The organism is Streptomyces griseoruber, assembly GCF_001514205.1.
Classification (GTDB): domain Bacteria; phylum Actinomycetota; class Actinomycetes; order Streptomycetales; family Streptomycetaceae; genus Streptomyces; species Streptomyces griseoruber.
This window is the reverse complement of the sequence record NZ_KQ948783.1, coordinates 52,921-77,852: the sequence shown is the minus strand read 5'-3', so window position 1 is coordinate 77,852 and position 24,932 is coordinate 52,921. Positions and strand designations below refer to the sequence as shown.

The 24,932-nt window shown below is 70.6% G+C and carries 24 protein-coding genes and 1 pseudogene; 7 read left to right on the top strand and 18 right to left on the bottom strand.

Going from position 1 to position 24,932, the window contains the following annotated elements:
* The first annotated feature begins 221 nt into the window (after window positions 1-221).
* From rplJ to AQJ64_RS39010, 4 genes are all read left to right on the top strand, one after another.
* A complete protein-coding gene (gene rplJ, locus AQJ64_RS39025; protein ID WP_055631377.1) occupies window positions 222-752 on the top strand; it encodes a 50S ribosomal protein L10 in 531 nt (176 codons plus the stop codon).
* Between the two features lie 147 nt (window positions 753-899).
* Complete coding sequence (gene rplL / locus AQJ64_RS39020; RefSeq protein ID WP_099053856.1) at window positions 900-1,283, top strand: 50S ribosomal protein L7/L12; 384 nt, start codon at window positions 900-902, stop codon at window positions 1,281-1,283.
* 547 nt (window positions 1,284-1,830) lie between these two features.
* Window positions 1,831-5,316: a DNA-directed RNA polymerase subunit beta gene (rpoB, locus tag AQJ64_RS39015; RefSeq protein ID WP_055631375.1), complete on the top strand. Its 3,486-nt coding sequence runs from the start codon at window positions 1,831-1,833 to the stop codon at window positions 5,314-5,316.
* 94 nt (window positions 5,317-5,410) lie between these two features.
* Window positions 5,411-9,307, top strand: a complete 3,897-nt coding sequence (locus tag AQJ64_RS39010) for a DNA-directed RNA polymerase subunit beta' (RefSeq protein ID WP_055631374.1) — start codon at window positions 5,411-5,413, stop codon at window positions 9,305-9,307.
* A 65-nt stretch (window positions 9,308-9,372) separates the two neighbouring features.
* Here the strand turns inward: AQJ64_RS39010 and AQJ64_RS39005 are convergent, their stop codons facing one another.
* From AQJ64_RS39005 to AQJ64_RS38945, 13 genes and pseudogenes are all read right to left on the bottom strand, one after another.
* Complete coding sequence (locus tag AQJ64_RS39005) at window positions 9,373-9,639, bottom strand: hypothetical protein (protein ID WP_055631373.1); 267 nt, start codon at window positions 9,637-9,639, stop codon at window positions 9,373-9,375.
* The gene (locus AQJ64_RS39000) at window positions 9,636-9,929 is read right to left on the bottom strand and encodes a hypothetical protein (protein ID WP_099053855.1); all 294 of its coding nucleotides are present in this window, start codon (window positions 9,927-9,929) and stop codon (window positions 9,636-9,638) included. Before AQJ64_RS39000 ends, AQJ64_RS39005 begins: the two co-directional genes overlap by 4 nt.
* A gap of 13 nt (window positions 9,930-9,942) precedes the next feature.
* The gene (locus AQJ64_RS38995) at window positions 9,943-10,815 is read right to left on the bottom strand and encodes a peptidoglycan-binding protein (protein ID WP_055631372.1); all 873 of its coding nucleotides are present in this window, start codon (window positions 10,813-10,815) and stop codon (window positions 9,943-9,945) included.
* 115 nt (window positions 10,816-10,930) lie between these two features.
* Window positions 10,931-11,296, bottom strand: coding sequence for a hypothetical protein (locus tag AQJ64_RS38990; RefSeq protein WP_055631371.1), 366 nt, complete (start codon window positions 11,294-11,296; stop codon window positions 10,931-10,933).
* Window positions 11,297-11,306: 10 nt separating this feature from the next.
* Window positions 11,307-12,041 carry a hypothetical protein gene (locus tag AQJ64_RS38985; RefSeq protein ID WP_055631370.1) on the bottom strand — a complete coding sequence of 245 codons (735 nt, stop codon included), beginning with the start codon at window positions 12,039-12,041 and terminating at the stop codon, window positions 11,307-11,309.
* Window positions 12,041-13,153 (bottom strand): hypothetical protein, encoded by a 1,113-nt coding sequence (locus AQJ64_RS38980; protein WP_055631369.1) that lies wholly within the window; start codon window positions 13,151-13,153, stop codon window positions 12,041-12,043. The genes AQJ64_RS38985 and AQJ64_RS38980 overlap by 1 nt, the downstream gene beginning before the upstream one ends.
* Window positions 13,150-14,250: a hypothetical protein gene (locus AQJ64_RS50320; RefSeq protein WP_059203405.1), complete on the bottom strand. Its 1,101-nt coding sequence runs from the start codon at window positions 14,248-14,250 to the stop codon at window positions 13,150-13,152. The genes AQJ64_RS38980 and AQJ64_RS50320 overlap by 4 nt, the downstream gene beginning before the upstream one ends.
* Window positions 14,251-14,289: 39 nt before the next feature.
* Window positions 14,290-15,483, bottom strand: coding sequence for a hypothetical protein (locus AQJ64_RS38970; protein WP_055638457.1), 1,194 nt, complete (start codon window positions 15,481-15,483; stop codon window positions 14,290-14,292).
* Window positions 15,484-15,510: 27 nt separating this feature from the next.
* Entirely contained in the window at window positions 15,511-16,725 is a 1,215-nt protein-coding gene (locus AQJ64_RS38965) for a hypothetical protein (protein ID WP_059203404.1), read from the bottom strand.
* Window positions 16,726-16,810: 85 nt separating this feature from the next.
* Window positions 16,811-17,731: a phage distal tail protein gene (locus AQJ64_RS38960; protein WP_059203403.1), complete on the bottom strand. Its 921-nt coding sequence runs from the start codon at window positions 17,729-17,731 to the stop codon at window positions 16,811-16,813.
* Window positions 17,732-17,797: 66 nt separating this feature from the next.
* Window positions 17,798-19,069, bottom strand: a complete 1,272-nt coding sequence (locus tag AQJ64_RS38955; RefSeq protein WP_059203402.1) for a hypothetical protein — start codon at window positions 19,067-19,069, stop codon at window positions 17,798-17,800.
* Window positions 19,066-19,599 (bottom strand): annotated as a pseudogene (locus AQJ64_RS38950) (phage tail protein); the annotation flags it as partial. The pseudogene AQJ64_RS38950 and the gene AQJ64_RS38955, both read right to left, overlap by 4 nt.
* Window positions 19,600-20,149: 550 nt before the next feature.
* Window positions 20,150-20,356 (bottom strand): hypothetical protein, encoded by a 207-nt coding sequence (locus AQJ64_RS38945; protein ID WP_055639021.1) that lies wholly within the window; start codon window positions 20,354-20,356, stop codon window positions 20,150-20,152.
* A 271-nt stretch (window positions 20,357-20,627) separates the two neighbouring features.
* Between AQJ64_RS38945 and AQJ64_RS38940 the strand changes: the two genes are divergently transcribed.
* Window positions 20,628-20,993, top strand: coding sequence for a hypothetical protein (locus AQJ64_RS38940; RefSeq protein WP_055639020.1), 366 nt, complete (start codon window positions 20,628-20,630; stop codon window positions 20,991-20,993).
* 46 nt (window positions 20,994-21,039) lie between these two features.
* Entirely contained in the window at window positions 21,040-21,453 is a 414-nt protein-coding gene (locus AQJ64_RS38935; RefSeq protein ID WP_059203401.1) for a hypothetical protein, read from the top strand.
* Between the two features lie 6 nt (window positions 21,454-21,459).
* On the opposite strand, the gene AQJ64_RS38930 is transcribed toward AQJ64_RS38935, so the two are convergent.
* The 5 genes from AQJ64_RS38930 to AQJ64_RS38910 form a co-directional block, all read right to left on the bottom strand.
* Window positions 21,460-21,825, bottom strand: coding sequence for a hypothetical protein (locus AQJ64_RS38930; protein WP_059203421.1), 366 nt, complete (start codon window positions 21,823-21,825; stop codon window positions 21,460-21,462).
* A 65-nt stretch (window positions 21,826-21,890) separates the two neighbouring features.
* A complete protein-coding gene (locus AQJ64_RS38925; RefSeq protein ID WP_059203400.1) occupies window positions 21,891-22,181 on the bottom strand; it encodes a hypothetical protein in 291 nt (96 codons plus the stop codon).
* A 128-nt stretch (window positions 22,182-22,309) separates the two neighbouring features.
* Window positions 22,310-22,912, bottom strand: a complete 603-nt coding sequence (locus AQJ64_RS38920; RefSeq protein WP_059203399.1) for a phage tail tube protein — start codon at window positions 22,910-22,912, stop codon at window positions 22,310-22,312.
* Between the two features lie 159 nt (window positions 22,913-23,071).
* Window positions 23,072-23,485: a hypothetical protein gene (locus tag AQJ64_RS38915; RefSeq protein ID WP_059203398.1), complete on the bottom strand. Its 414-nt coding sequence runs from the start codon at window positions 23,483-23,485 to the stop codon at window positions 23,072-23,074.
* Window positions 23,486-23,707: 222 nt separating this feature from the next.
* A complete protein-coding gene (locus tag AQJ64_RS38910; RefSeq protein WP_055639173.1) occupies window positions 23,708-24,190 on the bottom strand; it encodes a helix-turn-helix domain-containing protein in 483 nt (160 codons plus the stop codon).
* A gap of 212 nt (window positions 24,191-24,402) precedes the next feature.
* Between AQJ64_RS38910 and AQJ64_RS38905 the strand changes: the two genes are divergently transcribed.
* Window positions 24,403-24,708 (top strand): WhiB family transcriptional regulator, encoded by a 306-nt coding sequence (locus tag AQJ64_RS38905; RefSeq protein WP_240513027.1) that lies wholly within the window; start codon window positions 24,403-24,405, stop codon window positions 24,706-24,708.
* Window positions 24,709-24,932: the final 224 nt, after the last annotated feature.

Sequence of the window (24,932 nt, the reverse complement as noted above, 5' to 3'; positions counted from 1 at the left end):
TGGTCGTTGCTGCGTCCTTGAGAGAGGGTGCGGTGGCCGAAGGATCCGCTTGATATGCGGACGACCCGCGCAGGTGACTGTGGAAGTGCTCCCGGCCCGGATCCCGTCCTTGGACGGTTCTCGTTCGGTCGAGCTACGCCCCGTGCGCCTGCGCCGGGGCGTTTCGTCTGTCCCAGCCCCTTCCGAGCGGTCCTCATCACCCGGAAGGAGGCCGACGCTTTATGGCAAGGCCCGACAAGGCTGCCGCGGTGGCCGAGCTCACGGAGCAGTTCCGTAGCTCGAACGCCGCCGTGCTGACCGAGTACCGGGGTCTCACCGTGGCGCAGCTCAAGACGCTGCGCCGCTCGCTCGGTGAGAACGCCCAGTACGCCGTGGTGAAGAACACGCTGACCAAGATTGCGGCCAACGAGGCCGGGATCACGACGCTCGACGACCTGTTCAACGGTCCGACGGCGGTCGCCTTCGTCACCGGTGACCCGGTGGAGTCGGCGAAGGGTCTTCGTGACTTCGCCAAGGACAACCCGAACCTCGTCATCAAGGGCGGTGTCCTTGACGGCAAGGCGCTGTCCGCCGACGAGATCAAGAAGCTTGCGGACCTTGAGTCCCGCGAGGTTCTGCTCGCCAAGCTGGCGGGCGCCATGAAGGGCAAGCAGACGCAGGCTGCTCAGCTGTTCCAGGCGCTCCCGTCGAAGCTCGTCCGCACCGTGGACGCGCTTCGTGCCAAGCAGGCCGAGCAGGGCGGTGCCGAGTAATTCGGCTCGCGTAATGACCGCCGCCTCCAGGCAGTCCGCCTGAGGCAGGGGTCGTAGCGGGCCGAACGTCTACGCAGTAACGCCGCAAGGCGCACGCCCGCCAGACATGTACATCCGGCACCAGCCGAAATTAGTGGAAGGAAAGCCATCATGGCTCTCACCCAGGACGAACTGCTCGCCGAGTTCGAGGGCATGACCCTCATCCAGCTCTCCGAGTTCGTGAAGGCGTTCGAGGAGAAGTTCGACGTCACCGCCGCCGCCGCGGTCGCCGTTGCCGGTCCCGCCGTCCCCGGCGCCCCGGTCGAGGCCGAGGAGGAGAAGGACGAGTTCGACGTCGTCCTGACCGGCGCCGGCGACAAGAAGATCCAGGTCATCAAGGTCGTGCGTGAGCTGACCTCGCTGGGTCTGAAGGAGGCCAAGGACCTCGTGGACGGCGCCCCGAAGCCCGTTCTCGAGAAGGTCGCCAAGGACGCCGCGGAGAAGGCCGCCGAGGCCCTCAAGGGCGCCGGCGCCTCCGTCGAGGTCAAGTAACACCCTCCGGGCCCACCAGGTCCGGAACCCGGCTCAGCGAGCCTGTAACGCGTAAGCGCCGAAGAGCGATCATCCATCCGGGTGGTCGCTCTTCGGCGTTCCCGGAGGTCGGCCACGGTTGCCTTGCACCCGTGACGGCGGGGGGTATGGTGATCTTCGTCGTGTCTCCCGCGGCCCCGGGTTTACGCAGGGGGGCCTTGACGAACCGCACGCAGCGCGCAATTCTCAGGACGCGTCGTCACAAGGATCCGAATCCGAGGCATGGATCGACGGCGAAGAGGGCAGTATCAACGCGTTGAAGGCAGGCATGTGGCGCAGGCGTTGAGGACAGCAAGGGTCTCTGAAAAACGGGACTGGACATCAGTGTGCCGACTGGCTACACTGACCCTTTGCGCTGCCTGTTAGCTGTCCCCTGTCCGTCACCAGGGGTCTGCCCTCCCTTGACATCGACGACACGATCATCCCTGACCTGGGATTCTCTGTCTCCGTGTGCACGAGAGGGGCCGGTACGCGCGTAGTGAGTCCGAGCCCTCGGAAGGACCCCCTCTTGGCCGCCTCGCGCAACGCCTCGACCGCGAATACGAACAACGCCGCCAGCACCGCCCCGCTGCGCATCTCTTTTGCAAAGATCAAGGAGCCTCTCGAGGTTCCGAACCTGCTCGCGCTGCAGACCGAGAGCTTCGACTGGCTGCTCGGCAACACCGCCTGGCAGAGTCGGGTCGAGGAGGCTCTGGACAACGGTCAGGACGTCCCCACCAAGTCCGGCCTCGAGGAGATCTTCGAGGAGATCTCCCCGATCGAGGACTTCTCCGGGTCGATGTCGCTGACCTTCCGCGACCACCGTTTCGAGCCGCCGAAGAACAGCATCGACGAGTGCAAGGACCGCGACTTCACCTACGCGGCCCCGCTCTTCGTGACGGCCGAGTTCACCAACAACGAGACCGGCGAGATCAAGTCCCAGACGGTCTTCATGGGCGACTTCCCGCTCATGACGCACAAGGGCACCTTCGTCATCAACGGCACCGAGCGTGTCGTGGTGTCGCAGCTGGTCCGTTCGCCGGGCGTCTACTTCGACTCCTCGATCGACAAGACGTCCGACAAGGACATCTTCTCCGCCAAGATCATCCCGTCCCGGGGCGCCTGGCTGGAGATGGAGATCGACAAGCGCGACATGGTCGGTGTCCGCATCGACCGCAAGCGCAAGCAGTCCGTGACCGTCCTCCTGAAGGCGCTCGGCTGGACGACCGAGCAGATCCTCGAGGAGTTCGGCGAGTACGAGTCCATGCGCGCCACCCTGGAGAAGGACCACACCCAGGGCCAGGACGACGCGCTGCTCGACATCTACCGCAAGCTCCGTCCGGGCGAGCCCCCGACGCGTGAGGCCGCGCAGACGCTGCTCGAGAACCTCTACTTCAACCCCAAGCGCTACGACCTCGCCAAGGTCGGCCGCTACAAGGTCAACAAGAAGCTGGCCGCGGACGCGCCGCTGGACGCCGGTGTCCTGACCGTCGAGGACGTCATCGCGACGATCAAGTACCTGGTCAAGCTGCACGCCGGCGAGACCGAGACGGTCGGTGACAGCGGTCAGACGATCGTCGTCGAGACCGACGACATCGACCACTTCGGCAACCGTCGTCTGCGCAGCGTCGGCGAGCTCATCCAGAACCAGGTCCGTACGGGTCTGGCGCGTATGGAGCGCGTCGTGCGCGAGCGGATGACGACCCAGGACGTCGAGGCGATCACGCCGCAGACCCTGATCAACATCCGGCCGGTCGTCGCCTCCATCAAGGAGTTCTTCGGCACCAGCCAGCTGTCGCAGTTCATGGACCAGAACAACCCGCTGTCGGGTCTCACCCACAAGCGCCGTCTGTCGGCGCTTGGCCCGGGTGGTCTCTCCCGTGAGCGGGCCGGCTTCGAGGTCCGTGACGTGCACCCCTCGCACTACGGCCGTATGTGCCCGATCGAGACGCCCGAAGGCCCGAACATCGGTCTGATCGGCTCGCTCGCCTCCTACGGTCGCGTCAACGCGTTCGGTTTCGTGGAGACGCCGTACCGCAAGGTCGTCGACGGTGTCGTCACCGACGAGGTCGACTACCTGACCGCCGACGAGGAGGACCGCTTCGTCATCGCGCAGGCCAACGCCACGCTCGACGACGACCTGCGCTTCACCGAGAACCGCGTCCTGGTCCGCCGCCGTGGCGGCGAGGTCGACTACGTCCCCGGTGACGACGTGGACTACATGGACGTCTCGCCGCGCCAGATGGTGTCGGTCGCGACCGCCATGATCCCGTTCCTCGAGCACGACGACGCCAACCGTGCCCTCATGGGCGCGAACATGATGCGCCAGGCCGTGCCGCTCATCAAGAGCGAGTCCCCGCTCGTCGGCACCGGCATGGAGTACCGCTCCGCCGTCGACGCCGGCGACGTGGTCAAGGCCGAGAAGGCGGGTGTGGTCCAGGAGGTCTCCGCGGACTACATCACCACCGCCAACGACGACGGCACGTACATCACCTACCGGCTGGCCAAGTTCGCCCGCTCCAACCAGGGCACCTCGGTCAACCAGAAGGTCATCGTCAACGAGGGCGACCGGATCATCGAGGGCCAGGTCCTCGCCGACGGTCCGGCCACCGAGAACGGCGAGATGGCCCTCGGCAAGAACCTGCTGGTCGCGTTCATGCCGTGGGAGGGTCACAACTACGAGGACGCGATCATCCTGTCGCAGCGCCTCGTGCAGGACGACGTCCTCTCCTCGATCCACATCGAGGAGCACGAGGTCGACGCCCGTGACACCAAGCTGGGCCCCGAGGAGATCACCCGGGACATCCCGAACGTCTCCGAGGAGGTCCTCGCCGACCTCGACGAGCGCGGCATCATCCGTATCGGTGCCGAGGTCGTCGCCGGTGACATCCTCGTCGGCAAGGTCACCCCGAAGGGTGAGACCGAGCTGACGCCCGAGGAGCGCCTGCTGCGCGCGATCTTCGGCGAGAAGGCCCGTGAGGTCCGTGACACCTCGCTGAAGGTCCCGCACGGCGAGATCGGCAAGGTCATCGGCGTCCGCGTCTTCGACCGCGAGGAGGGCGACGAGCTTCCCCCCGGTGTGAACCAGCTGGTGCGCGTGTACGTGGCGCAGAAGCGCAAGATCACCGACGGTGACAAGCTCGCCGGCCGCCACGGCAACAAGGGTGTCATCTCCAAGATCCTGCCCATCGAGGACATGCCGTTCCTCGAGGACGGGACCCCGGTCGACATCATCCTCAACCCGCTCGGTGTGCCGTCCCGAATGAACCCGGGACAGGTCCTGGAGATCCACCTCGGCTGGCTCGCCAGCCGCGGCTGGGACGTCTCCGGTCTCGCCGACGAGTGGGCGCAGCGCCTCCAGGTGATCGGTGCCGACCAGGTCGCCCCGGGCACCAACGTCGCGACCCCGGTCTTCGACGGCGCCCGTGAGGACGAGCTGGCGGGTCTGCTCCAGCACACCATCCCCAACCGCGACGGCGAGCGCATGGTGCTCCCGTCCGGCAAGGCGCGGCTGTTCGACGGCCGTAGCGGTGAGCCGTTCCCGGACCCGATCTCGGTCGGGTACATGTACATCCTGAAGCTGCACCACCTGGTCGACGACAAGCTGCACGCCCGCTCGACCGGCCCGTACTCGATGATCACCCAGCAGCCGCTGGGTGGTAAGGCGCAGTTCGGTGGCCAGCGCTTCGGTGAGATGGAGGTGTGGGCCCTCGAGGCCTACGGCGCCGCGTACGCGCTCCAGGAACTGCTGACCATCAAGTCCGACGACGTCACCGGCCGCGTGAAGGTCTACGAGGCCATCGTCAAGGGCGAGAACATCCCCGAGCCCGGCATCCCCGAGTCCTTCAAGGTGCTCATCAAGGAGATGCAGTCGCTCTGCCTGAACGTGGAGGTGCTGTCCAGCGACGGTATGTCCATCGAGATGCGTGACACCGACGAGGACGTCTTCCGCGCTGCGGAGGAGCTCGGCATCGACCTGTCCCGGCGCGAGCCGAGCAGCGTCGAAGAGGTCTGACGGGAGTCCGGAGGCCTTCATCCAGAAGGCCTCCGGCCCCGGGACCCCCGTTTCAGACCCCAAGACTTACAACCCTGAGAGGGATTGACGCATAGTGCTCGACGTCAACTTCTTCGACGAGCTCCGGATCGGTCTGGCCACCGCTGACGACATCCGTCAGTGGAGCCACGGCGAGGTCAAGAAGCCCGAGACCATCAACTACCGCACCCTCAAGCCCGAGAAGGACGGACTCTTCTGCGAGAAGATCTTCGGTCCGACCCGGGACTGGGAGTGCTACTGCGGCAAGTACAAGCGCGTCCGCTTCAAGGGCATCATCTGTGAGCGCTGCGGCGTCGAGGTGACCCGCGCCAAGGTGCGCCGTGAGCGGATGGGCCACATCGAGCTGGCCGCGCCCGTCACGCACATCTGGTACTTCAAGGGTGTCCCGAGCCGGCTGGGCTACCTGCTCGACCTGGCTCCCAAGGACCTCGAGAAGGTCATCTACTTCGCGGCGTACATGATCACGTACGTCGACGAGGAGCGTCGTACCCGCGACCTGCCCTCCCTGGAGGCGCATGTCTCCGTGGAGCGCCAGCAGGTGGAGAACCGCCGGGACGCCGACCTGGAGGCCCGCGCCAAGAAGCTCGAGACCGACCTGGCCGAGCTGGAGGCCGAGGGCGCCAAGGCCGACGTGCGCCGCAAGGTGCGCGAAGGCGCCGAGCGTGAGATGAAGCAGCTGCGCGACCGTTCGCAGCGCGAGATCGACCGTCTCGACGAGGTGTGGACCCGTTTCAAGAACCTCAAGGTCCAGGACCTCGAGGGCGACGAGCTGCTCTACCGCGAGCTGCGGGACCGCTTCGGCACGTACTTCGACGGTTCGATGGGTGCCGCGGCGCTCCAGAAGCGCCTGGAGTCCTTCGACCTCGACGAGGAGGCCGAGAAGCTCCGCGAGATCATCCGGACCGGCAAGGGCCAGAAGAAGACCCGTGCGCTCAAGCGCCTGAAGGTCGTCTCCGCGTTCCTGCAGACCAGCAACAGCCCCAAGGGCATGGTGCTGGACTGCGTGCCGGTCATCCCGCCGGACCTGCGTCCGATGGTGCAGCTGGACGGTGGCCGCTTCGCGACCTCCGACCTGAACGACCTGTACCGCCGTGTGATCAACCGCAACAACCGTCTGAAGAGGCTCCTCGACCTCGGCGCGCCCGAGATCATCGTCAACAACGAGAAGCGCATGCTTCAGGAGGCTGTTGACGCCCTCTTCGACAACGGTCGTCGCGGCCGCCCGGTGACGGGCCCCGGCAACCGCCCGCTGAAGTCCCTCAGCGACATGCTGAAGGGCAAGCAGGGCCGTTTCCGTCAGAACCTGCTCGGCAAGCGTGTCGACTACTCGGCGCGTTCCGTGATCGTCGTCGGTCCGCAGCTGAAGCTGCACCAGTGCGGTCTGCCGAAGGCGATGGCGCTGGAGCTGTTCAAGCCGTTCGTGATGAAGCGCCTGGTCGACCTGAACCACGCGCAGAACATCAAGAGCGCCAAGCGGATGGTCGAGCGCGGCCGCACCGTGGTGTACGACGTCCTCGAAGAGGTCATCGCCGAGCACCCGGTGCTGCTGAACCGTGCGCCCACCCTGCACCGCCTCGGCATCCAGGCCTTCGAGCCGCAGCTGGTCGAGGGCAAGGCCATCCAGATCCACCCGCTCGTCTGCACCGCCTTCAACGCGGACTTCGACGGTGACCAGATGGCCGTGCACCTGCCGCTGTCCGCGGAGGCGCAGGCCGAGGCCCGCATCCTGATGCTGTCCTCGAACAACATCCTCAAGCCCGCCGACGGCCGTCCGGTGACGATGCCGACCCAGGACATGGTCCTCGGTCTGTTCTTCCTCACCACCGACGGCGAGCTGCGCGACACCAAGGGCGAGGGCCGTTCCTTCGGCTCCACGGCCGAGGCGATCATGGCGTTCGACGCCGGTGAGCTGGCGCTGCAGTCGGCGATCGACATCCGCTTCCCGGTGGGCACCATCCCGCCGCGCGGCTGGACCCCGCCGGCCGTCGAGGAGGGCGAGCCGGAGTACCAGACCGGTGACACCTTCCGGCTGCGTACCACCCTGGGCCGTGCGCTCTTCAACGAGCTGCTGCCCGAGGACTACCCGTTCGTCGACTACTCGGTGGGCAAGAAGCAGCTCTCCGAGATCGTCAACGACCTGGCCGAGCGCTACCCCAAGGTCATCGTGGCGGCGACGCTCGACAACCTGAAGGCGTCCGGCTTCTACTGGGCGACCCGTTCCGGTGTCACCGTGGCCATCTCCGACGTCGTCGTTCCCGAGGCGAAGAAGGAGATCGTCCGCGGGTACGAGGCGCAGGACGAGAAGGTCCAGAAGCAGTACGAGCGCGGTCTGATCACCAAGGAAGAGCGCACTCAGGAGCTCATCGCGATCTGGACCAAGGCGACCAACGAGGTCGCCGAGGCGATGAACGAGAACTTCCCCAAGACGAACCCCATCTTCATGATGGTTGACTCGGGTGCCCGAGGAAACATGATGCAGATGCGGCAGATCGCCGGTATGCGTGGTCTGGTGTCGAACGCGAAGAACGAGACCATCCCGCGTCCGATCAAGGCCTCGTTCCGTGAGGGCCTGTCCGTGCTGGAGTACTTCATCTCCACGCACGGTGCCCGTAAGGGTCTGGCGGACACCGCCCTGCGTACCGCCGACTCGGGTTACCTCACCCGTCGTCTGGTGGACGTCTCGCAGGACGTCATCATCCGCGAGGAGGACTGCGGCACCGAGCGCGGCCTCAAGCTGGCGATCGCCGAGCGCGAGGACGGTGTCCTGCGCAAGACGGGCAACGTCGAGACGTCCGTGTACGCCCGCTGCCTCGCCGAGGACATCGTGGTCGACGGCAAGGTGCTGGCCCCGGCCGGTACCGACCTCGGCGACGTGCTCATCGACGAGCTGGTCCGGCACGGCGTGGAGACGGTCAAGACCCGCTCGGTCCTGACCTGCGAGTCCGCCGTCGGCACCTGCGCCATGTGCTACGGCCGCTCGCTGGCCACCGGCAAGCTGGTCGACATCGGTGAGGCAGTCGGCATCATCGCCGCCCAGTCCATCGGTGAGCCCGGTACCCAGCTGACGATGCGTACCTTCCACACCGGTGGTGTGGCCGGTGACGACATCACCCAGGGTCTGCCGCGTGTCGTCGAGCTCTTCGAGGCCCGTACCCCGAAGGGTGTCGCCCCGATCTCCGAGGCCCAGGGCCGCGTGCGGATCGAGGAGACCGAGAAGACCAAGAAGATCGTCATCACGCCGGACGACGGCAGCGACGAGATGGCCTACCCCATCTCGAAGCGTGCCCGTCTGATGGTCAGCGAGGGCGAGCACGTCGAGGTGGGCCAGAAGCTCACCGTGGGTGCCACCAACCCGCACGACGTGCTGCGCATCCTGGGTCAGCGTGCCGTCCAGGTCCACCTGGTCGGCGAGGTCCAGAAGGTGTACAACTCGCAGGGTGTGTCGATCCACGACAAGCACATCGAGATCATCATCCGGCAGATGCTCCGCCGGGTGACGATCATCGAGTCCGGCGACGCCGAGCTGCTGCCCGGTGAGCTGGTCGAGCGCTCGAAGTTCGAGACCGAGAACCGTCGTGTGGTCCAGGAGGGCGGTCACCCGGCCTCCGGTCGTCCGCAGCTGATGGGTATCACCAAGGCCTCGCTGGCGACGGAATCCTGGCTGTCGGCCGCCTCCTTCCAGGAGACGACCCGAGTCCTGACGGACGCGGCGATCAACGCCAAGTCCGACAGCCTCATCGGCCTCAAGGAGAACGTCATCATCGGTAAGCTCATCCCGGCCGGTACGGGTCTGTCCCGCTACCGCAACATCCGGGTGGAGCCGACCGAGGAGGCGAAGGCCGCGATGTACTCGGCCGTCGGCTACGACGACATCGACTACTCGCCGTTCGGCACCGGCTCCGGTCAGGCCGTCCCGCTGGAGGACTACGACTACGGTCCGTACAACCAGTAAGAACGAGGAGAAGGGCGGTCACCCCGTGTGCAACGGGGTGACCGCCCTTCGGCGTTTCCGGGATCTCAGCGTGCCGTCAGCTCCCAGACCGTCACGGCGACCGTGGCCAGGGCGGCCAGCGCGCCGATGCTGGCGAGGGGCCAGCGGGAGCGCTCCAGGGCGTCCAGACGCTGTTCGTGGTCGGCGAGCTGCCGGTCGGTCTGGTCGCTGCGCTGGACGAGCAGGGCGAGCGAGCCGTCGACCCGGGCGAACCCGGCTTCCACCGTGCCGCGCAGACGTTCGAGCTCCACGGCGACGGAGGTGGAGTCGGAGAGCGGACGGGGTTCGTTCACGTATCCCTCCCTCCCGTGTCGGGCCGTACGTCCGTGTCCCGCTGGACGAGGGAGAGCAGCGCGCTGTCCCCGTTGGCGGGGGTGTCCGTGCGCAGCCATCCCGGCAGCAGGTTCTGTACGGCGGGCAGGGCCATGACTCTGGTGACGCCGGCGGCGACGGCCAGCGCGCCCGCCACCCAGGGCAGGGTGTCCGGGAGGCCGGCGGCGCCGACGACCGCCGGCAGCAGGACACACAGGCCGGCAGCGGTTTGCAGAACGGTGCGGAGGGTCCGCTTGGCGGCCTCTGACATGGCGGCCTCGCTCTCAGACGTGGGGGACTTTCAGCGCCGCCCAGGAGGTGGCGCCCGGCCAGCCGTCGGCGGCGGAGCCGGTGTAGCCGAGCTTGCGCTGCCACTTGGCGTACGAGCTCCGGTCGGCCTCGGTCCACTGCGGGCCGGGGCCGCTCGCGTAGGCGGAGCAGCCGACGGCGACCAGGCGCCTGCCCATCGCGGTGACGATCGCCGACCTCGGGCGCCTCCGGAACCAGTCGGCGCCGGGGAAGGGCTGGTAGGCGGGGGTGGCGGTGCCGGACGACGGGACCTGCCCGCCGAGCCGGGCGGCGACCCGGGAGCGGAACTCCGCCATCGAGAAGCCGCGCGGGTCGACCTTGGTGTCGGTCCACTCCTTGTGCCCGATCACCGAGCGCTCGCTCCAGCCGTGCGCCCGGCACAGCGCGGCGGCCGCCCGGGCCATGGCCTCCAGTTGGACCTCGGGCCAGGGGTCCTTGCCGTCGCCGAGGTTGACGCACTCGAAGCCGTAGAAGTGGACGTTGCCGTCGGTGTCGTTGCGGTGTGGTGCGGGCAGGGTGGCCCGTTCGGCGGCGACGGCCTTGAGGACGTCCCCGTCGCCGCTGCCGGCGTGGTTGGCGCGGCCGTTGCCGACGAGGTGGACCGTGCCGTCCTTGGCTATCACGCCGTGGCAGAGCGGGCCGGGCAGGGCGGTGTAGCCGTTGAAGCACATCTCGACGGAGCCGGTGGTGCCGGAGGTGACGGTGTGATGGATGATCACGCCGTTGACCGGGCCCCAGCTGCCCTTGTGGTTGCGGTTGTGGGTCCGCCAGCCGGCGTGTTCGACGACGGTGACGCCCTCGGCGTCCAGAGCGGCGACGAGGGCGTCGGCGGAGAGCGGGTTGGCCATGGGTGGTGCCTCCCTGGGGAGCTTGCTTCGATATGGGGCATATCGGGCCTGGGGGACGGGAAAAAACCCCGGCCGGCGGGGTGGCGCGGGGCATTGGGCGGGGCTTGCGGGAGCGTCAGCCGGCCGGCGGCCAGGCGGCGCACAGGGCCGCGTAGTCCGTCACCTTGGCCCGGAAGTCGGCGAGGGCCGCGGCGACCGCCCGCTGGACGGCCGTACCGTCGGGGACGACCGGGCCGGAGCCGGCCGGCAGGACCGTGACCCGGCCGGAGCCGCGCAGGACCGCGCCGCCGGCGCCGCTCTCGGAGAACTCGGCGGTGACGCTGACGGGCGAGTAGGCGCCGGTGATCGAGTCGGGCCCGATCACCGAACTCAGGCTCGTGTCCGAGACGTTGATGTGCAGGGTGTGACCGGCCTCCGTGACGGTGGCCCGCCCGGCGTAGTCGATCGCGATGCCCCAGGGCAGGGCGGGGTCGATGTCCAAGGCGGTCTCCCTAGCTCTGCCGGCCGTGCATCAGGACCGGGTTGGCGTAGACGGTGCCGGTGGTGGCGATGGCCTGGATCTCGACCTTGACCGTGGTGGCGTGGAGCGCGCCGAAGTCGCTGCCGAGCAGGGCCGTGTAGTCGAAGTCGTTGGGCGCGGTGACCGTGTCGCCCCACTGGACGCCGTTGACCAGCACCCGCACCTGCCCCGCGCCGCCGGAGCTGACGCGGGTGTTGAGCAGGAGCCGCATCTTCGGCTGCCAGACGGGGTTGTAGGAGACGGCGATCGTCGTCCAGGAGGTGGCGGCGCTCTGCGGCCAGCGGGTCTGGGTGGTGTCCTGCGGTGGCAGCATGGCCAGCCAGGGCCGGGCCAGTCCGCCGGTGTTGACGTCGTCGGAGATGATCTCCCGGCTGCCGTTGTCGTAGATCCGCAGCGGCTGGAGCGAGGTGGCGCCGCCGTCCCCGTTGAACAGGGTCAACGCCTTGCTGCCGGTCTGGCGGTGGATCTCCAGGCCGTACTCCGCGCCCTGCCAGGAGCCGACCCGGAACATCGCCTCGGTCGTGCCCGGCCGCTGCACCAGCAGGGTGCCGCCGTCGCTGATCTTCAGGGTGCCGTCGCTGATCTCCACCTCGCCACCGGTGATGGTGTTGAGGGCGGGCCGGGTGTTGACGGCGGTCGACAGCTGCTGGATCCGGCGTTCCATCTGGGTGAGCCGGTCGATGATGTCTTCGGGGAGCTGGGGCATCAGACCTCCTCCAGGTAGAGCTCCGCGGTGTCGGGACGGCCGCGCTGCCCCGGGCTGACCTTGACGCCGACGATCCGGTAGCGGGCGTCGAGGCCCTCGGTCCACCACTCGTCGTCGATCCGCAGCCGGACCGTACGGCCCAGCAGCGCCGGCGGCACCAGATCGTCGAGCCGGACGCTGATCTCGGGGATCACCACCGCCCCCACGCCCTCGGTGAGTTCGGCGTTGGCCAGCGACTGGAGCACCGGCACGCTCGCCACGTCGTTGTGGTCCGAGGTCAGATCGATGCGCGGATAGCCGGCCGCGATCAGCCGCTCGCCCACGGGCACGGTGGCGTCCGCGTACAGCGGCCGGGACTCCACGGCCTGGTTGGTGTTGTCGGTGGCGCCGCGGGCCCGGGCGGTGGTGCCGCCGCGGGTGGCGTCGCGCGGGAAGACGTACGACAGGACCGTGCCGGGGCGGTCGATCACCAGGTCGGTGGTGCCGATGGTGATCTTCGGGCTGCCCAGCCGCAGCCGCCGGACCCGCTCGCCGCTGACCGGGTCGCGGTAGACGGCGATGTGGTGCTCGAAGCCGTTCTCCAGCGCGGCGAGCGCGTCCAGGGCCTCCAGATAGACCGTCTCGTCGCCGTTGCGGTACGCCACCGAGCGGGTCCGCGGCGACGTCTCGTAGCCGTAGCCGACGCCGATGTCCCCGCCGGAGGCGGACTGGAGGTGCTCCCACAGCGCGCGGGCGATCGTGAGCTGGTCCGCGTCCTGGAAGTCGAGGTCCTCGCGGATACGGCGGCGGCCGGCGTACGAGTCGAAGGTCGCGGCCTGGATGCCGAGGGTGAGCACGCCCCGGTCGTCGCTCTGCAGCGTGGACGTCCAGATGATGCCGCCCCACCACAGGTCGTCGCCGCGCTGGAGGTAGACCGAGGTCCGGCCCTCCTCGATCCGGCGGACCCGCGCGGCCATCGCCCGGTCGGGCACCGGGACCGTGCCCGACAGGGAGCCGGCCTTGCCGATGTAGTCGTCGACGGTGACGTCCCGCAGGGGCAGGATGTCGATGGTGCGGTCGGTGAGCAGGTCGCAGAAGATCGCCCGGTACGGGGTGCTGAGGGCGGAGGTCATGCGGCGGCCTCGTAGGTGGCGGAGCCGACGACGGCGTGGCCACTGGCCCAGGTCCAGGGGGTGAGGGAGTCCAGACCGCCCGTCGCGGTGAAGGCGGTGGCGGTGGGCCGCCCCGAGGCGAGGATCAGCTCGAAGGCCGTGGTGGTGGAGAGGTAGAGCCGGGCCGTGGCGCGGTTGGGGGCGTCGCCGGCGGCGATCTCGGCGAAGCCGATCAGAGGGCGGGCCGCCGCGGCGGCGACCGGCAGGCTGAACCGCCAGTTGTCGTTGGTGGTCGCGCCGCTGCCGAAGTTGGTGGTGCTGCCGAAGGCGATCGAGAAGTTCAGGTGCACGGTCGTACCGAACTTCACGTACCGGCAGCTCACCGTGGCGTTGCCGAAGGAGGGGGTCGCCGAACCGGTGCTGGTCGTCCACGTCGGCGTCCAGCTCTGCCAGGTCGGCAGCACCGGGTAGTCGGTCCAGGCGGTCCCGCTCCAGCGCTGCAACTGCCCGCCCACGTCCCGGTACTGGCCCGGGTAGGAGCCGTTCGTGGTGTCCGTGGTCACCGGGAGGATGCCACCGACGCCGACCGTGGCGGTACGGCGGTCGGTCAGTGCCGTGCTCCAGTCGACGGCGGTGGTGCCGGCGCTCGCGCCCTTGGGCACGGTGACCTGGTAGAGCGGCAGGGACAGCGCGGGCACCGCCGGGGCGGCCGGGGTGGCGGCCGGGGTGCCCTTGACGACCTCGATGACGGCCTCGCTGCGGGCAGAACCGTCGTACAGGTCGTCGTGGATCCGGACGACGACGAGGTCGATCCGGCCGTACTGGGCGTCGCCGTCGGCGAGGACCAGGTTGACGTACTCGGTGAGCGCGACCGGGTAGGCGCCCTGGGCGTCGGTGCCCTGGATCAGCGCCCGGCCGGGGCTGACGGTGGCCGTCATGGTGCCGGTGGTGCCGGTGACGGTGAGGCCGGCGATGCGGTAGGCGCCGGTGGCGGAGCCCGGCAGGACGCCGGAGCGGGTGGCGACCGGGGAGACGGGGGTGAGGGCGCCGAGCGAGACGAGCCGGGTGTCCTCGCGGGTCTGGCCGTCGGGGGAGAGCCAACCGGAACGGATCGGCATGGGCGGTTCCTTTCGGAGGAAGGACGGTTTAGGCCCGGGTCAGAACAGCGGGTCGACGCGGAGCCAGAGGGTGTCGAACCAGCTGCTGACGCTCGCGCTGGACGACCGGTGCATCGCGGTGACCGTGTAGACCGATCCGGCGGTGAGGGAGTTCAGGCGCAGCTGCGTCGACTGCGACTTGCTCACGGCGCCCGAGCCCGACGCGGCGCGCTCGTCGTCGGCCGCCCAGACCACCGTGGAGCCCAGCGTGACCTGCGGGGACATATGCGCCTGTACGGTCTCGCTGCCCGAGGTGGAGATCCGTGCGCCGAGGCCGACGACCACACTGCCGGAGGGCGGCGCGGTGAAGGCGAGCGTGAGCGCCGAGACGGCCGTGTCGAGCAGCGTGGCCGTGTACGTCGTCGAGATGGTGTACCCGGCGTCCAGCGAGGACGCGAACACCGGCCCCGGCACGGCGGGCAGCCAGGCGCTGCCGTTCCACCGCTGGAGCTGGCCGAGGGTGGTGGTGTCGCGGTACTGCCCGACGTAGCCGCCCGTGGTCAGCACCCCGGCCGGGACGATCCCGCCCACGCCCTTCGGGTACGGCACCCAGGCCGTGGAACTCCAGCGCTGGAGGGTCTCGCCGATGTCCCGGTAGTGGCCGGGGTAGCCGCCGGGGTCGGTGTCGTCGGTGCGGGTGGGCAGGATGCCGCCGACCGCGACGGTGGTCGGGCGCAGGTCGAGCCGCGCGGTGTCCCAGGGGATGCCGCCGGTGCCGGCGCCGACGCCCGCGCCGACGGCGACGACGTACAGGGGCAGCGAGGTGTCGGGGGCCGCCGGCGGTGTCGGGGAGGCGGCCGGGGTGCCCCGGACGATCTCGACGGCGGCCTCCGTGCGGCCGGAGCCGTCGTGGACGTCGTCGTGGATCCGCAGGACGACGAGGTCCGCGCGGCCGTACTGGGCGTCGCCGTCGGCGAAGGTGAGCGTCTGGGGGTCGGTGAGCGCCACCGGGTAGGCGCCCCGGGCGTCGGTGCTCTGGATCACGGCCCGGCCCGGGGCGACGCGCCCGGTCATGGAGCCGCTGGTGCCGGACAGGGCGAGGCCGGAGACCCGGTACACGCCGTCGGCGGAGCCGGGCAGGACGCCGGAGCGGGTGGCGGTCGGCGAGGTCGGGGTGAAGGCGCCGAGCGGGGCGACCCGGGTGTCCTCGCGGGTCTGGCCGTCCCTGGACAGCCAGGCGGAGCGTGCGTTCACGGAAACTCCTTCACGGCGTCGGGAGGCTCACGCGGCGGACTCGTAGTCGCCCCAGATCGACAGGACGTCGGTGGCCTGCCAGGTGTACGGGACGGACTTGGTCCAGCTCGCGGCGGCCGTGCCGGAGGTGACGGTGAACCGGTTCACCACGCCGCCGTTGCTCGCCGACACCTGCGCGGCGCCCTGGAAGAACTTGAAGCCGTTGCTGCTGTAGCCCACGACGTTCAGCAGGATGTCGGTCATCCAGCCCGACGCCGGGAGGAACGGCAGCGAGAAGGACCAGGCGCCGGCGGTGTCCAGTGCGGAGAGATTGGTCGTCGAGCCGATGGCCAGCCGCAGGCGGACGTGGACGAGGGTGCCGAGCTTGACATACCTGCCGTTGAGGCTGCCGTTGCCGACCACCGGAGCGGTGCCGGTGGACGAGTACCAGACCGGCGTGTAGTTCGTCCAGGCGGGGACCCGCTGGTACGACACCCAGGCCGAGCCGTCCCAGCGCTGGAGGTTGCCGTCGGAGCCGTCCCGGTACTGGCCGGTGTAGCTCGCCGTGGTCACCGCCCCGGCCGGCGCGACACCGCCGAGGGCGAGCGGGTACGGAACCCAGGCGGAGCCGTCCCAGCGCTGGAGCGCGCCGCCGGAGTCGCGGTACTGGCCCGGGTAGGCGCCGTTGCCGGTCTCGCCGACCACGGGCAGGATGCCGCCGGCCGCGACCGTGGGTGTGCGCAGGTCGGAGACGTCGGAGGAGCTCCAGTTGACGCCGCCGGTGCCCGCGCTGATCCCGGCGCGGACCCGGACCTGGTAGATCGGCAGGCAGACGCCCGGCAGCGCGGGCACCGCCGGGGTGGCGGCGGGGGTGCCCCGGACGATCTCCACGGCGGCCTTGGTGAAGCCGGAGTCGTCGTACGTGTCGTCGTAGATCCGCAGCACGACGACGTCGATCCGGGCGTACTGGGCGTCGCCGTCGGTGAAGGTGAGGGGCAGCGGCTCGGGCAGGGTGACCGGGTAGGCGCCCTGACCGCTGCCGCCCTGGACGACGGCCCGGCCCTCGTGGACGGTGGCGGTCATGGTGCCGGCGCCGCCCTCCATCCAGAAGCCCGACAGCCGGTACTGCCCGTCGTAGGAGCCCGGGAGGATGCCGGAGCGGACGTCCAGCGGGTTGGCCGGGGTGGTGGCGCCCGTCTGGGTGAGCCGGGTGTCCTCGCGGGTCTGGCCGGTCTCGGCCAGCCATGAACTGCGCAGATTCATCTGCTGGTCTCCTGTCGTCGTGGGGTGCGCGGGAGTGCGGGGGCGCGCGGGTACGCGGGCGCTCGGCGGGGCCGGGGTGGCGGGGTCACCACTCCGCGGTGCGCCAGCGGACCGTGAGCTGCGCGCCGGCGCCGTGGGTGTCGGGGCGGAAGGCCAGCTGGGCGCGGCCGGGGGCGAAGGCGAAGAGCTCCTCGGGGCTGCTGTCGGCGGCGGCGGTGTGCCGGCGGGACGCGGTGCCGTTGAGGGTGACCGTGCCGGCGGCGGTGTCGACGACCAGCTCGTCACCGGCGGCGAGGCCGATCTCGTAGCGCAGCCGCAGCGCGGAGGTGCGGTCGGTGACGGTCGGGTTGGTGCAGGGGCCGGTGAACACCAGGACCGGGTGGGTGGGCGCGGAGCCGTCGTTGTCGGCGTTGACGTCGCCGGTGGAGGCGGCCTGCCCCCAGTACAGCGGCCAGGTCAGCGGCCAGGTCAGACCGCTCTCCGGCTGCGGGGCGCCGGTGAGCGCGGTCTGCTCGGCGACCGAGTAGCGGCGCGGGTCGGTGGCGTACCACTGCACGGAGGCCCGGGAGACGCCCTGGGTGGTGTACGTCCGGTCGGCGGCCAGCACGCGCTGGCTGACCCGGGCCCGCACGGCCAGCGTCTCGCCGTGCAGCCGGACCGCGAGCCAGCGCTCCTCGTCGTCGAGCAGCAGCGCCTGGCGCAGGGCGCGGGTCACGGCGAGCGAGGAGACGCTGTCGTCCTGCGGCGGTACGGTCCACACCGTGCCGCCGATCCTGCGCGGCCTGGCGTAGCGCGCGCCCGGCCAGGCGCCGTGCGCTGTGGGGTGGTCGGCGTCGGAGGCGTCGTACTCCGGCAGGTCCTCCCAGCCGCTGAGCCCGCCCCGGTCGATCTCGTACGGCGTCCCGGGGCCCAGCAGCAGTCCGGCCCACTGCATCTGCCCGTCGCGGGTGATGAGTGAGCCGGGTGGCACGTCGTCGGTGTATGCGGTGGTCGTGATCTCGGCCATGGGGGGCCGTCACCTCGCTCTTGTCGGGTGCGGGTGGAGTGGTCCGGGTGGTCCGGGGCGGGGGCGTCAGGCGCAGCCGTGGGCGGCGGCCAGGAACAGCAGGTCCTCGGCCGTGCCGTGGGCTCCGGCGCCGGGGCTCTCGTGGAACTCCTCTACGCGGTGCGGGAGCCGGGAGGAGGGGGCGCGGTGGCGGCGGGTGAGGGCCCGCTGCCGGTCCAGGGCCGTGAGCGGCAGCACCCGGCCGCCCGCGCGGGCGGCGCCGGGGACGGCGACCCCGCCCTGGGCGAGCATCGGGATCTTCGCCAGCCGCACGCCGAACTTCTTGCCGAGCATGCTGAAGCCGAGACTGTTGAGGCCGTCGATGATCCGGTTGGCGAAGGCGATGAGTCCCTGGACCGGCCCCTTCACCACCCCGGCGACGGTCTGCGCGCCGGTGGTGACGAACCGTCCGAGCGCGTCGAGGGCGCGGGCGGTGGCGTCCTTGACGCGGGTGAACATCGTGGGGATGTCCTTGCCGATCCAGTGCAGCACCGGCTCGACGCCGTCCTTGACGCCCTTCCAGACCGCCGCCGCCCGGCCGCTGAGCGCCTCGGTGTCCCCGCTCGCCAGTGAGCGGGCCACGGTGAAGGCGGTGCCGATGAGGGTGGTGAGACCGGTGAGGACCGTGGTCACGAGACCGAGGTAGCCGGTGACGTAGGTGTTCACCGCGCCGCCGACGGCCTTCAGCAGCGGGGTCATCACCGTCAGACACCCCTCGACGTACTTCAGGACGAGCGTCGCCAGCTGCTCCATCAGGCGCTGTCCGGTCTCGGAGTTCAGCGCCAGGCCCAGCAGCCAGCCGGCCACCGGGAGGAGGAGGCCGGTGACGAAGCCGATGGGGTTGGCGCGGGTGAGGGCGTTGACGACGAGCAGGACACCGGAGCCGATGGTCATGAGGGTGCCGAAGGTGCCCATGAGGTCGCCGAGGACACCGGAGGCCGCGATCAGCGCGCCCACGACGGCGAGGACACCGCCGAGGGCGGAGCCGAGCCGGACGAGGGTGCGGGCGGCCGTCCTGCCGCCGGTGGCGGCCTCCTTGATCCCGGACCCGGCGGTGGCGGCCGTCCGGCCCGTCCTGGTGACGGCGCGGGCGGCGGCCTCGGTGCTCGTCTTGGCGCGGCTCACGGCGGTGGCGCCCCGCGCGGCGGCCGTGCCGAGGCGTTCGGCGCCGGTGGCGGCGGCCCTGATCCGTTCGGTGAGGGAGCGCAGCGCGGTGCCGCCCTGTTCGGCGCGGGACCGGAACGCGGTCAGCGCCGGGGCGACCCCGGCGAGCGGGTCCGCTGCCGCCGGGGTGCTCATCCGCGGGCCTTCGCCAGGAACATCAGCGCGTCCGCGGTGCGCTGCGGGGTGCTGGTCTCGGCGGCGTGGTAGTGCTCGATGTGCAGCGCGCCGCCGACGCCCGTTCCGGCTCCGGCGTAGGCCCTGCCGTCGGCGGCGGCCCGGCGCAGCAGCCGGTCGAGCTTGCTGAGCGGCAGGACGGCCTCCGCCTCACCGGCCTCGGCGAGGATCGCCGGGACGCCGCCGGAGCGGGGCAGGACGACACCGCCGGTGGCCAGCGTGGGGATCCTCGGCAGGCTGACGCCGAAGGACTTGCCGCCGACCAGGGGGACCCAGCCGGGGATGGAGACATGGATCCCGTTGAGGGCGCCGATGGCGCGGTTGACGATGCCGATCACGGCGTTGATCGGGCCCTTGACCGCGTCCTTGATGCCGTCGAAGGCACGGCCGGCGATGCCCTTGAGCCCGCCCCAGATGCTGGACAGCTTGTCCTTGACGGCCTTGAAGGCGTTGGGGATCGCGGACCTGACCCAGTTGACGACGGGGGAGATGGGCGTCTGTGTCGTCGCGTGGCTGCACGGACTGCGTGGCTGGATCGGGCCCGTCGCGGCCTTCGGCGGGCTGGCCTTCCTCTACGGCTCCGGCGGAGCCGCCCTGGTTTTCGCAGTCGGTGTTCCGGGTCCCGGAGGAGCCGGCCGGGCCGTGATGAACGCGGCGGCTGCGGCGTTCTTTCTCGGCGTCTTCGTCTTCCTGCTCTTCGGCGTACTGTCCGGCGCGCGCGGTGGCGGGGGCGCCAGGGGGCTCGTGAGGGACCTCTTCTGGGTCCTGGAAGTGCTGCCGGAGTCGAGGAAGCGGCGACGGAGGATGAGGCGGGAGCGGGGTGTGTCCGCACAGGAGATGAGGGAAGGCCGCATCGTCCCGCGCACGGGCCGTCAGAAGGCGCACTGGGCCCTGTTCGTGTCCGAGGCGCTGTTGGCCTCGGCCGGCGGGATCGTCGCGGGTCAGGCCTTCATCGCCGTCACCTCGTGACGCCGTACCGCGGGGTGACGCCTCGACGGGCTCCCCGCGCATGGCTCGAAACGGGTGCGGAGGCGCCGCCGACTACGCTCGTCGGCCGCGCCTGCGGCGGGCCTCCGTCAGGGCGTCCGACCAGCCGGCCGCGTAGGCGTGCGACTCGCGGGTGAGCAGTTCCTCGTACACCCGGTCCAGCAGGGCCTCGCGGTCCGAGGGCGGGGTGTGCAGGAGGTGGGCGAGGCGGGTGTAGGTGTCGATCGGCTGCTCGGAGGAGTCGCTCGGGCCAGTCGCCATGTCGGGTGCCTGCTTTCCGGTCTGTCCGCTGGGCTGTGCTGCGATGGTGCTCCTGGGGGTGCCGGAGCGTTTGTTCGAACTAGTGTACGAGTCCTGCTGTGGTGTCGTTCCGTGTTTGACGCGAACGCTCCGTGAGAGCCCAAGGTTCGTGGAGTAGGATCCGGCCGTTCGTCCGTCCGTGAAAAAGGGAAGCGTGAACTACAGGGCCCTGTAAGCGAGTTGAGGGTTCGCCGAGCGCGGACGGGCAGGAGGCGAGATCAAGGCCGGCGGGGTGGACGGGGACGAGGGCGACACGGGGAACGGGCGAAACGACCAGGTGGTCGACTGGCTCGAACTGTCCCCTGATCTGCCGCATCTCATCGCCCGCGTCTCCGAGCTCGTCCTCAGTCTCGGGTACGACCCGGAGGACCTGGTCACCCTGCCCCGCGGCGAGCTGGACCGCCGCGAGCTGGCCGCCTACAGCGCCGGCTGGGCCGACATGGTCGCCGAACAGCTTCCCGCGATCCGCCGCGCGTACGAGGAACGCATCACCGTCGCCTACCTCCAGGGCCAGCAGGACGCCCGCACCGGCCGCCGCCCGCACCGGCCGCCGCCCGCGCCGGGCCCGGCCGGCGGCGGAGGACGACGCCGGCGGTGAGGTCATCGCCCTGCCGTACGTCGAACTCCTGCGCCCGCCCACGGAGGTGACCCGGGCGGAGGAGCGGGGGGAGCGGGAGCGGTCGGTGGCGGACGGGGGGCCGGTGCCGGTACCGGTGCAGACACCCGTGGGTGGTGCGGGGGGATCGGGTGCCGACGACCTGCCGACGGCCGCCGTTCCCGCGCAGGAGAAGCGGTCCGTCCGGTCGGCCCGTCGGGCCGTGGTGCGGCGCAACGGGCGGCCCAGTGTGCCCCCGCTGCCCCGGTCCAAGGAGCGTCGTACGGAGGCCGGGGAGCGAGCGCAGCAGGAACCGGTGGCGGCGTCCGAGGAACGGCCCCGGCTGTCGGACAGGGCCCGTGCACTCGCCGACGAGCTGGAGGGGCGGGGGCAGGGACGGGGGCGGGGGCGTCGGGGGGACGGGCGCGAGGCCCGGTCGCCGGAGGCGCCGGAGTCCGGGTGACGGCCGTCAGGCGAAGAAGCGGGCCAGTTGGACCGGCGAGGGGGACGGGGGCGGTGCGCCCGGTTCCCCGGGAGGCCCGTTCCTCGGCTCCCCTTCCTCTTCCGGTTCTCCCGGTTCCGCCGTGTCGCCCGGCCGCGGCACCGGTACCGGTGGGTCCGGCTGGTCGTCCTCGTCCGAGTTGACCGACGCGAACATCCAGTTCGCCGCCGCCAGATGATCCACGGCCGCGGCCAGCAGATGGTCCGTCACCGACCACTCGGCGGCATCTCCGTGCAGCTCGCGGTTGAGGGCGCTGTCCCGCGGCAGATGCGCGACGAGCACCGCGAGCCGCCGCGCGGAGAGGCGGTCGCGGTGCCAGTCGAGCAGATCGATGCCGTAGTAGCGGAGCAGGTCCGCTTCGAGGGCCTCGGCGTGTTCGTCCACGAACCCGACGAGGCTCAGCCTTCCCCCAGGCCGAGCCCGGTCTCCTTGCCGTAGGCCTCCAGGACGGCGGCGATGTCCTGCATGGTCACCTCGTGCCGCTCGAAACGGGCGAACTGCCGCTCGCCCATGAGCAGCCCGAGCAGCCCGTCCACGTCGTTGTCGTCGAGCTCCCGCAGCGCCTTCGCGGTGGCGCGGGTCAGCTCCGTGGGCAGGGTGAAGCTCTCGCCGTCGAGCTCGAACGACCAGGTACGGCCGAGGGCTTCGAGGCGCTGGGCGCGGGCGGCGTTGACATCGAAACGGGCCATGGTGAGGGGTGCCTCCTCGAGTGATTCCGTGCAGGGGAGTGAGCACTGGGGTGGGGCGGGGTGCGACGGGCGGGGTGCGACGGGTGGGGCGGGCGGTGTGCTCCGGTGCGCTCACCCCACCCGGTCGGTCAGGACGCCGCGTACGCGGCGTCCTTCATCACGAAGCTCGCCAGCGCCGAGCCGTCGGTCGCCGCCATCGCCGTGAAGGTGATGCCGAGCTGGGCCGGCGACTTGCGGGCCAGCTTGATGTCGTCCGCCGCCGTGACCTGGCCGCGCGGGATGCCGAAGCGGTACGTCACGGCGGTGCCGTCGCTCGCCCGGACATCGGTGAACTCCAGGCCGAGGGCGCGGACATCGGCGTACGGGCGGTCGGCGATGTCGTACTTGTAGACGCCCGTCGAGCCGGTCACGGCGTCGACCTGGCCGCCGCCCATGAAGAACGGCAGCGTGTCCTCGTTGAACTGGAGCAGCGAGAACTTCAGGGTCAGGTCGCGGTCCGAGTACACGAAGTGCACCGGGCTGACGGCCTGCCACACGTCGACCGGCTCCAGCTTGTCCTTCTTGCTGAAGGTGACGCCCTCGCCGTTGGTGAAGCCGAGGTTCTTCCAGCCGGTGGCCCAGTCGGTGGACGGGTCGGTGGAGAAGGTCGTCGGGACCTTCGTGTCGGCGGCGGCGACGTAGAGCCGGCCGACTCCGGCGATGCGGATCTCGGAGGAGTTGGTGCCTGCCATGAGTTGGGCTCCTTGATAGAGGGATGGAGAAGGGGGTGCGGATGGTGCGGATGGTGCGGATGGTGCGGGGTGCCGTGCCCGGCGGTTCCGGGTACGGCGAAGGCCCCGCCGGTCGGGGAGGCGAACGGCGGGGCCTTCGGTCTGTGGGGTGCGGACGCGTCAGTAGACGTCCAGGTACACCGTGAGGACGGTCACGTACCGGTTGGCCGCGCGGTAGAGGTAGTCGGGCAGCCAGCGGGGGCCGTCCTGTTCCTCCACCTCGGTGATCAGGTTCGTGCCGTAGCGGTTGCCGGCCGCGGCCATCAGCGCGCGGCGGGCCGAGTTGGCCAGGACGTGCGCGGCCTGCTTGGTGGGGCCGTACACCTCCAGTTCGATCAGCGGCTGGTCGACGTGGCGCTCGCCGACCCAGGCGCCGCCGCGGCGGTTGACGAGCACGGCGGCGGCCGTGCCGTCGAAGTCCTCCGGCGGCTGGACGGTCACCAGCGCCGTGGAGAGCGCCGGGTCGGCCTCCAGGATGTCGACGACCAGAGCCTCGACGTCGGGGAAGGCGCTCGGTGGAGTGGGTGTGGTCATGCCGGGTCACCTCGCCGGAAGCGGGAAGGGAGGGGTGGAGCTGGAGGGAGGGGAGGCGGCGGGGAGGGGTGGGCACAGCTCCGCCGCTGCACCAACTGTGACATGCGAGCGTGCGCGCACGCAACTAATACGGCGAAAGAATTGGCCCCAGGGGTACGGGAGGGGCGGCTGGTGTGCGGGGTGTGCACCCGTCGGCCCACGGGTGCCCGGGCGGGGGAGGTGTCAGTCCGTGCCGGGGGGTGCCGCCGTGCCCGCGCCCGCCAGGATGCGGCCGGCCTTGTCCGCGCGCTCCGGCTCGTTCGGCAGGAACTGCTCCACCACCCGTACGAACATCTCCCGCCGCTCGGCCGGTACGCCGAGCAGGTCGGCGACCTCCTCCAGGGTCGGCCTGCGCCCGAAGTCCGGCTCGGGGGCGGGTGCGGACGCGCGTCCGTGCGGGTCGGCGAGCTCCTCGGCGGTGAGCCGGCCGGAGCGGATGAGCATGTCGCGGACCGGGACGCCGAGCACCCGTGCGAGGCGGCGGGTGGTCTCGAGGTCCGGCATGCTCTGGCGTTGCAGCAGGCGGGTGACGGCGGCGCGGTGTACGCCGGCCTCGTCCGCGATCCGTGACTTCCCGCCGCCGCGCGGGCTGTCGATGTCGTAGCCGCGTTCGCGCATGAGGTCTTCGACCCACGCGGCGAACGCGTCCAGGTCCTGGGTGGTCATGTCTGCTCGCTTCCTTCGGGGGTGGCACGAGTTTAGCTTGCTTGCGCGCAAGGAATTACGTGCTCTCGCGCAAGTAGTGGGGAAAGTTTGTGTAGTTGATGGAGGTTCGGGTGAAGGTGAGGCGCCGGTAAATCATTGCGAGCGCGCGCGCAATCTGTGACTCTGGGGGCGTTCACTTCGTACGGCTCGTTCACGAACCGACAGGGGGTCCCATGCCCATGCCCGTAACCGGTTCCTGCTCACCACCGGATCAGCCGCGCCCGTCGCGTCCCTCGCGTCCCGCCGGCTGGCAGTCCGCGGCCGCCTGCGCCGGGCTGCCGCCCCGGATCGTCTTCTCGAAGAAGCCGAAGGAGGCCGCCCCGGCGCTGCGGGCGTGCGCGACGTGTCCCGTGCGGCGCGCCTGCGAGGAGACGGTGGCGCCCGCCGAGAACTGGTTCGACGGCGTCTGCGGCGGCCGCCTCTGGCGCTCCGGCCGCCCGGTCCCCGAGACCCGCCTCCACGGAGGCACCCGTGCCTGACCAGCACCCCACCCCTCCGGCCCCCCGCCCCACGCCGGCTCCGACCGGCACCCGCCCCGCATCCCGGGCGGCTCGCCCGACCCCGGCCGCACCCGATGGCCGGCCCGCGGAGTCGGCTGTCCCGTGCGAGGCCGGGGTTGCGGCGTCGGCGTCCGGCCCCGCACCCGCACGGCCCGACGACCTGCCCCCGGCACCGTCCGCGCGCCCCGCATCGTGGACTGCCC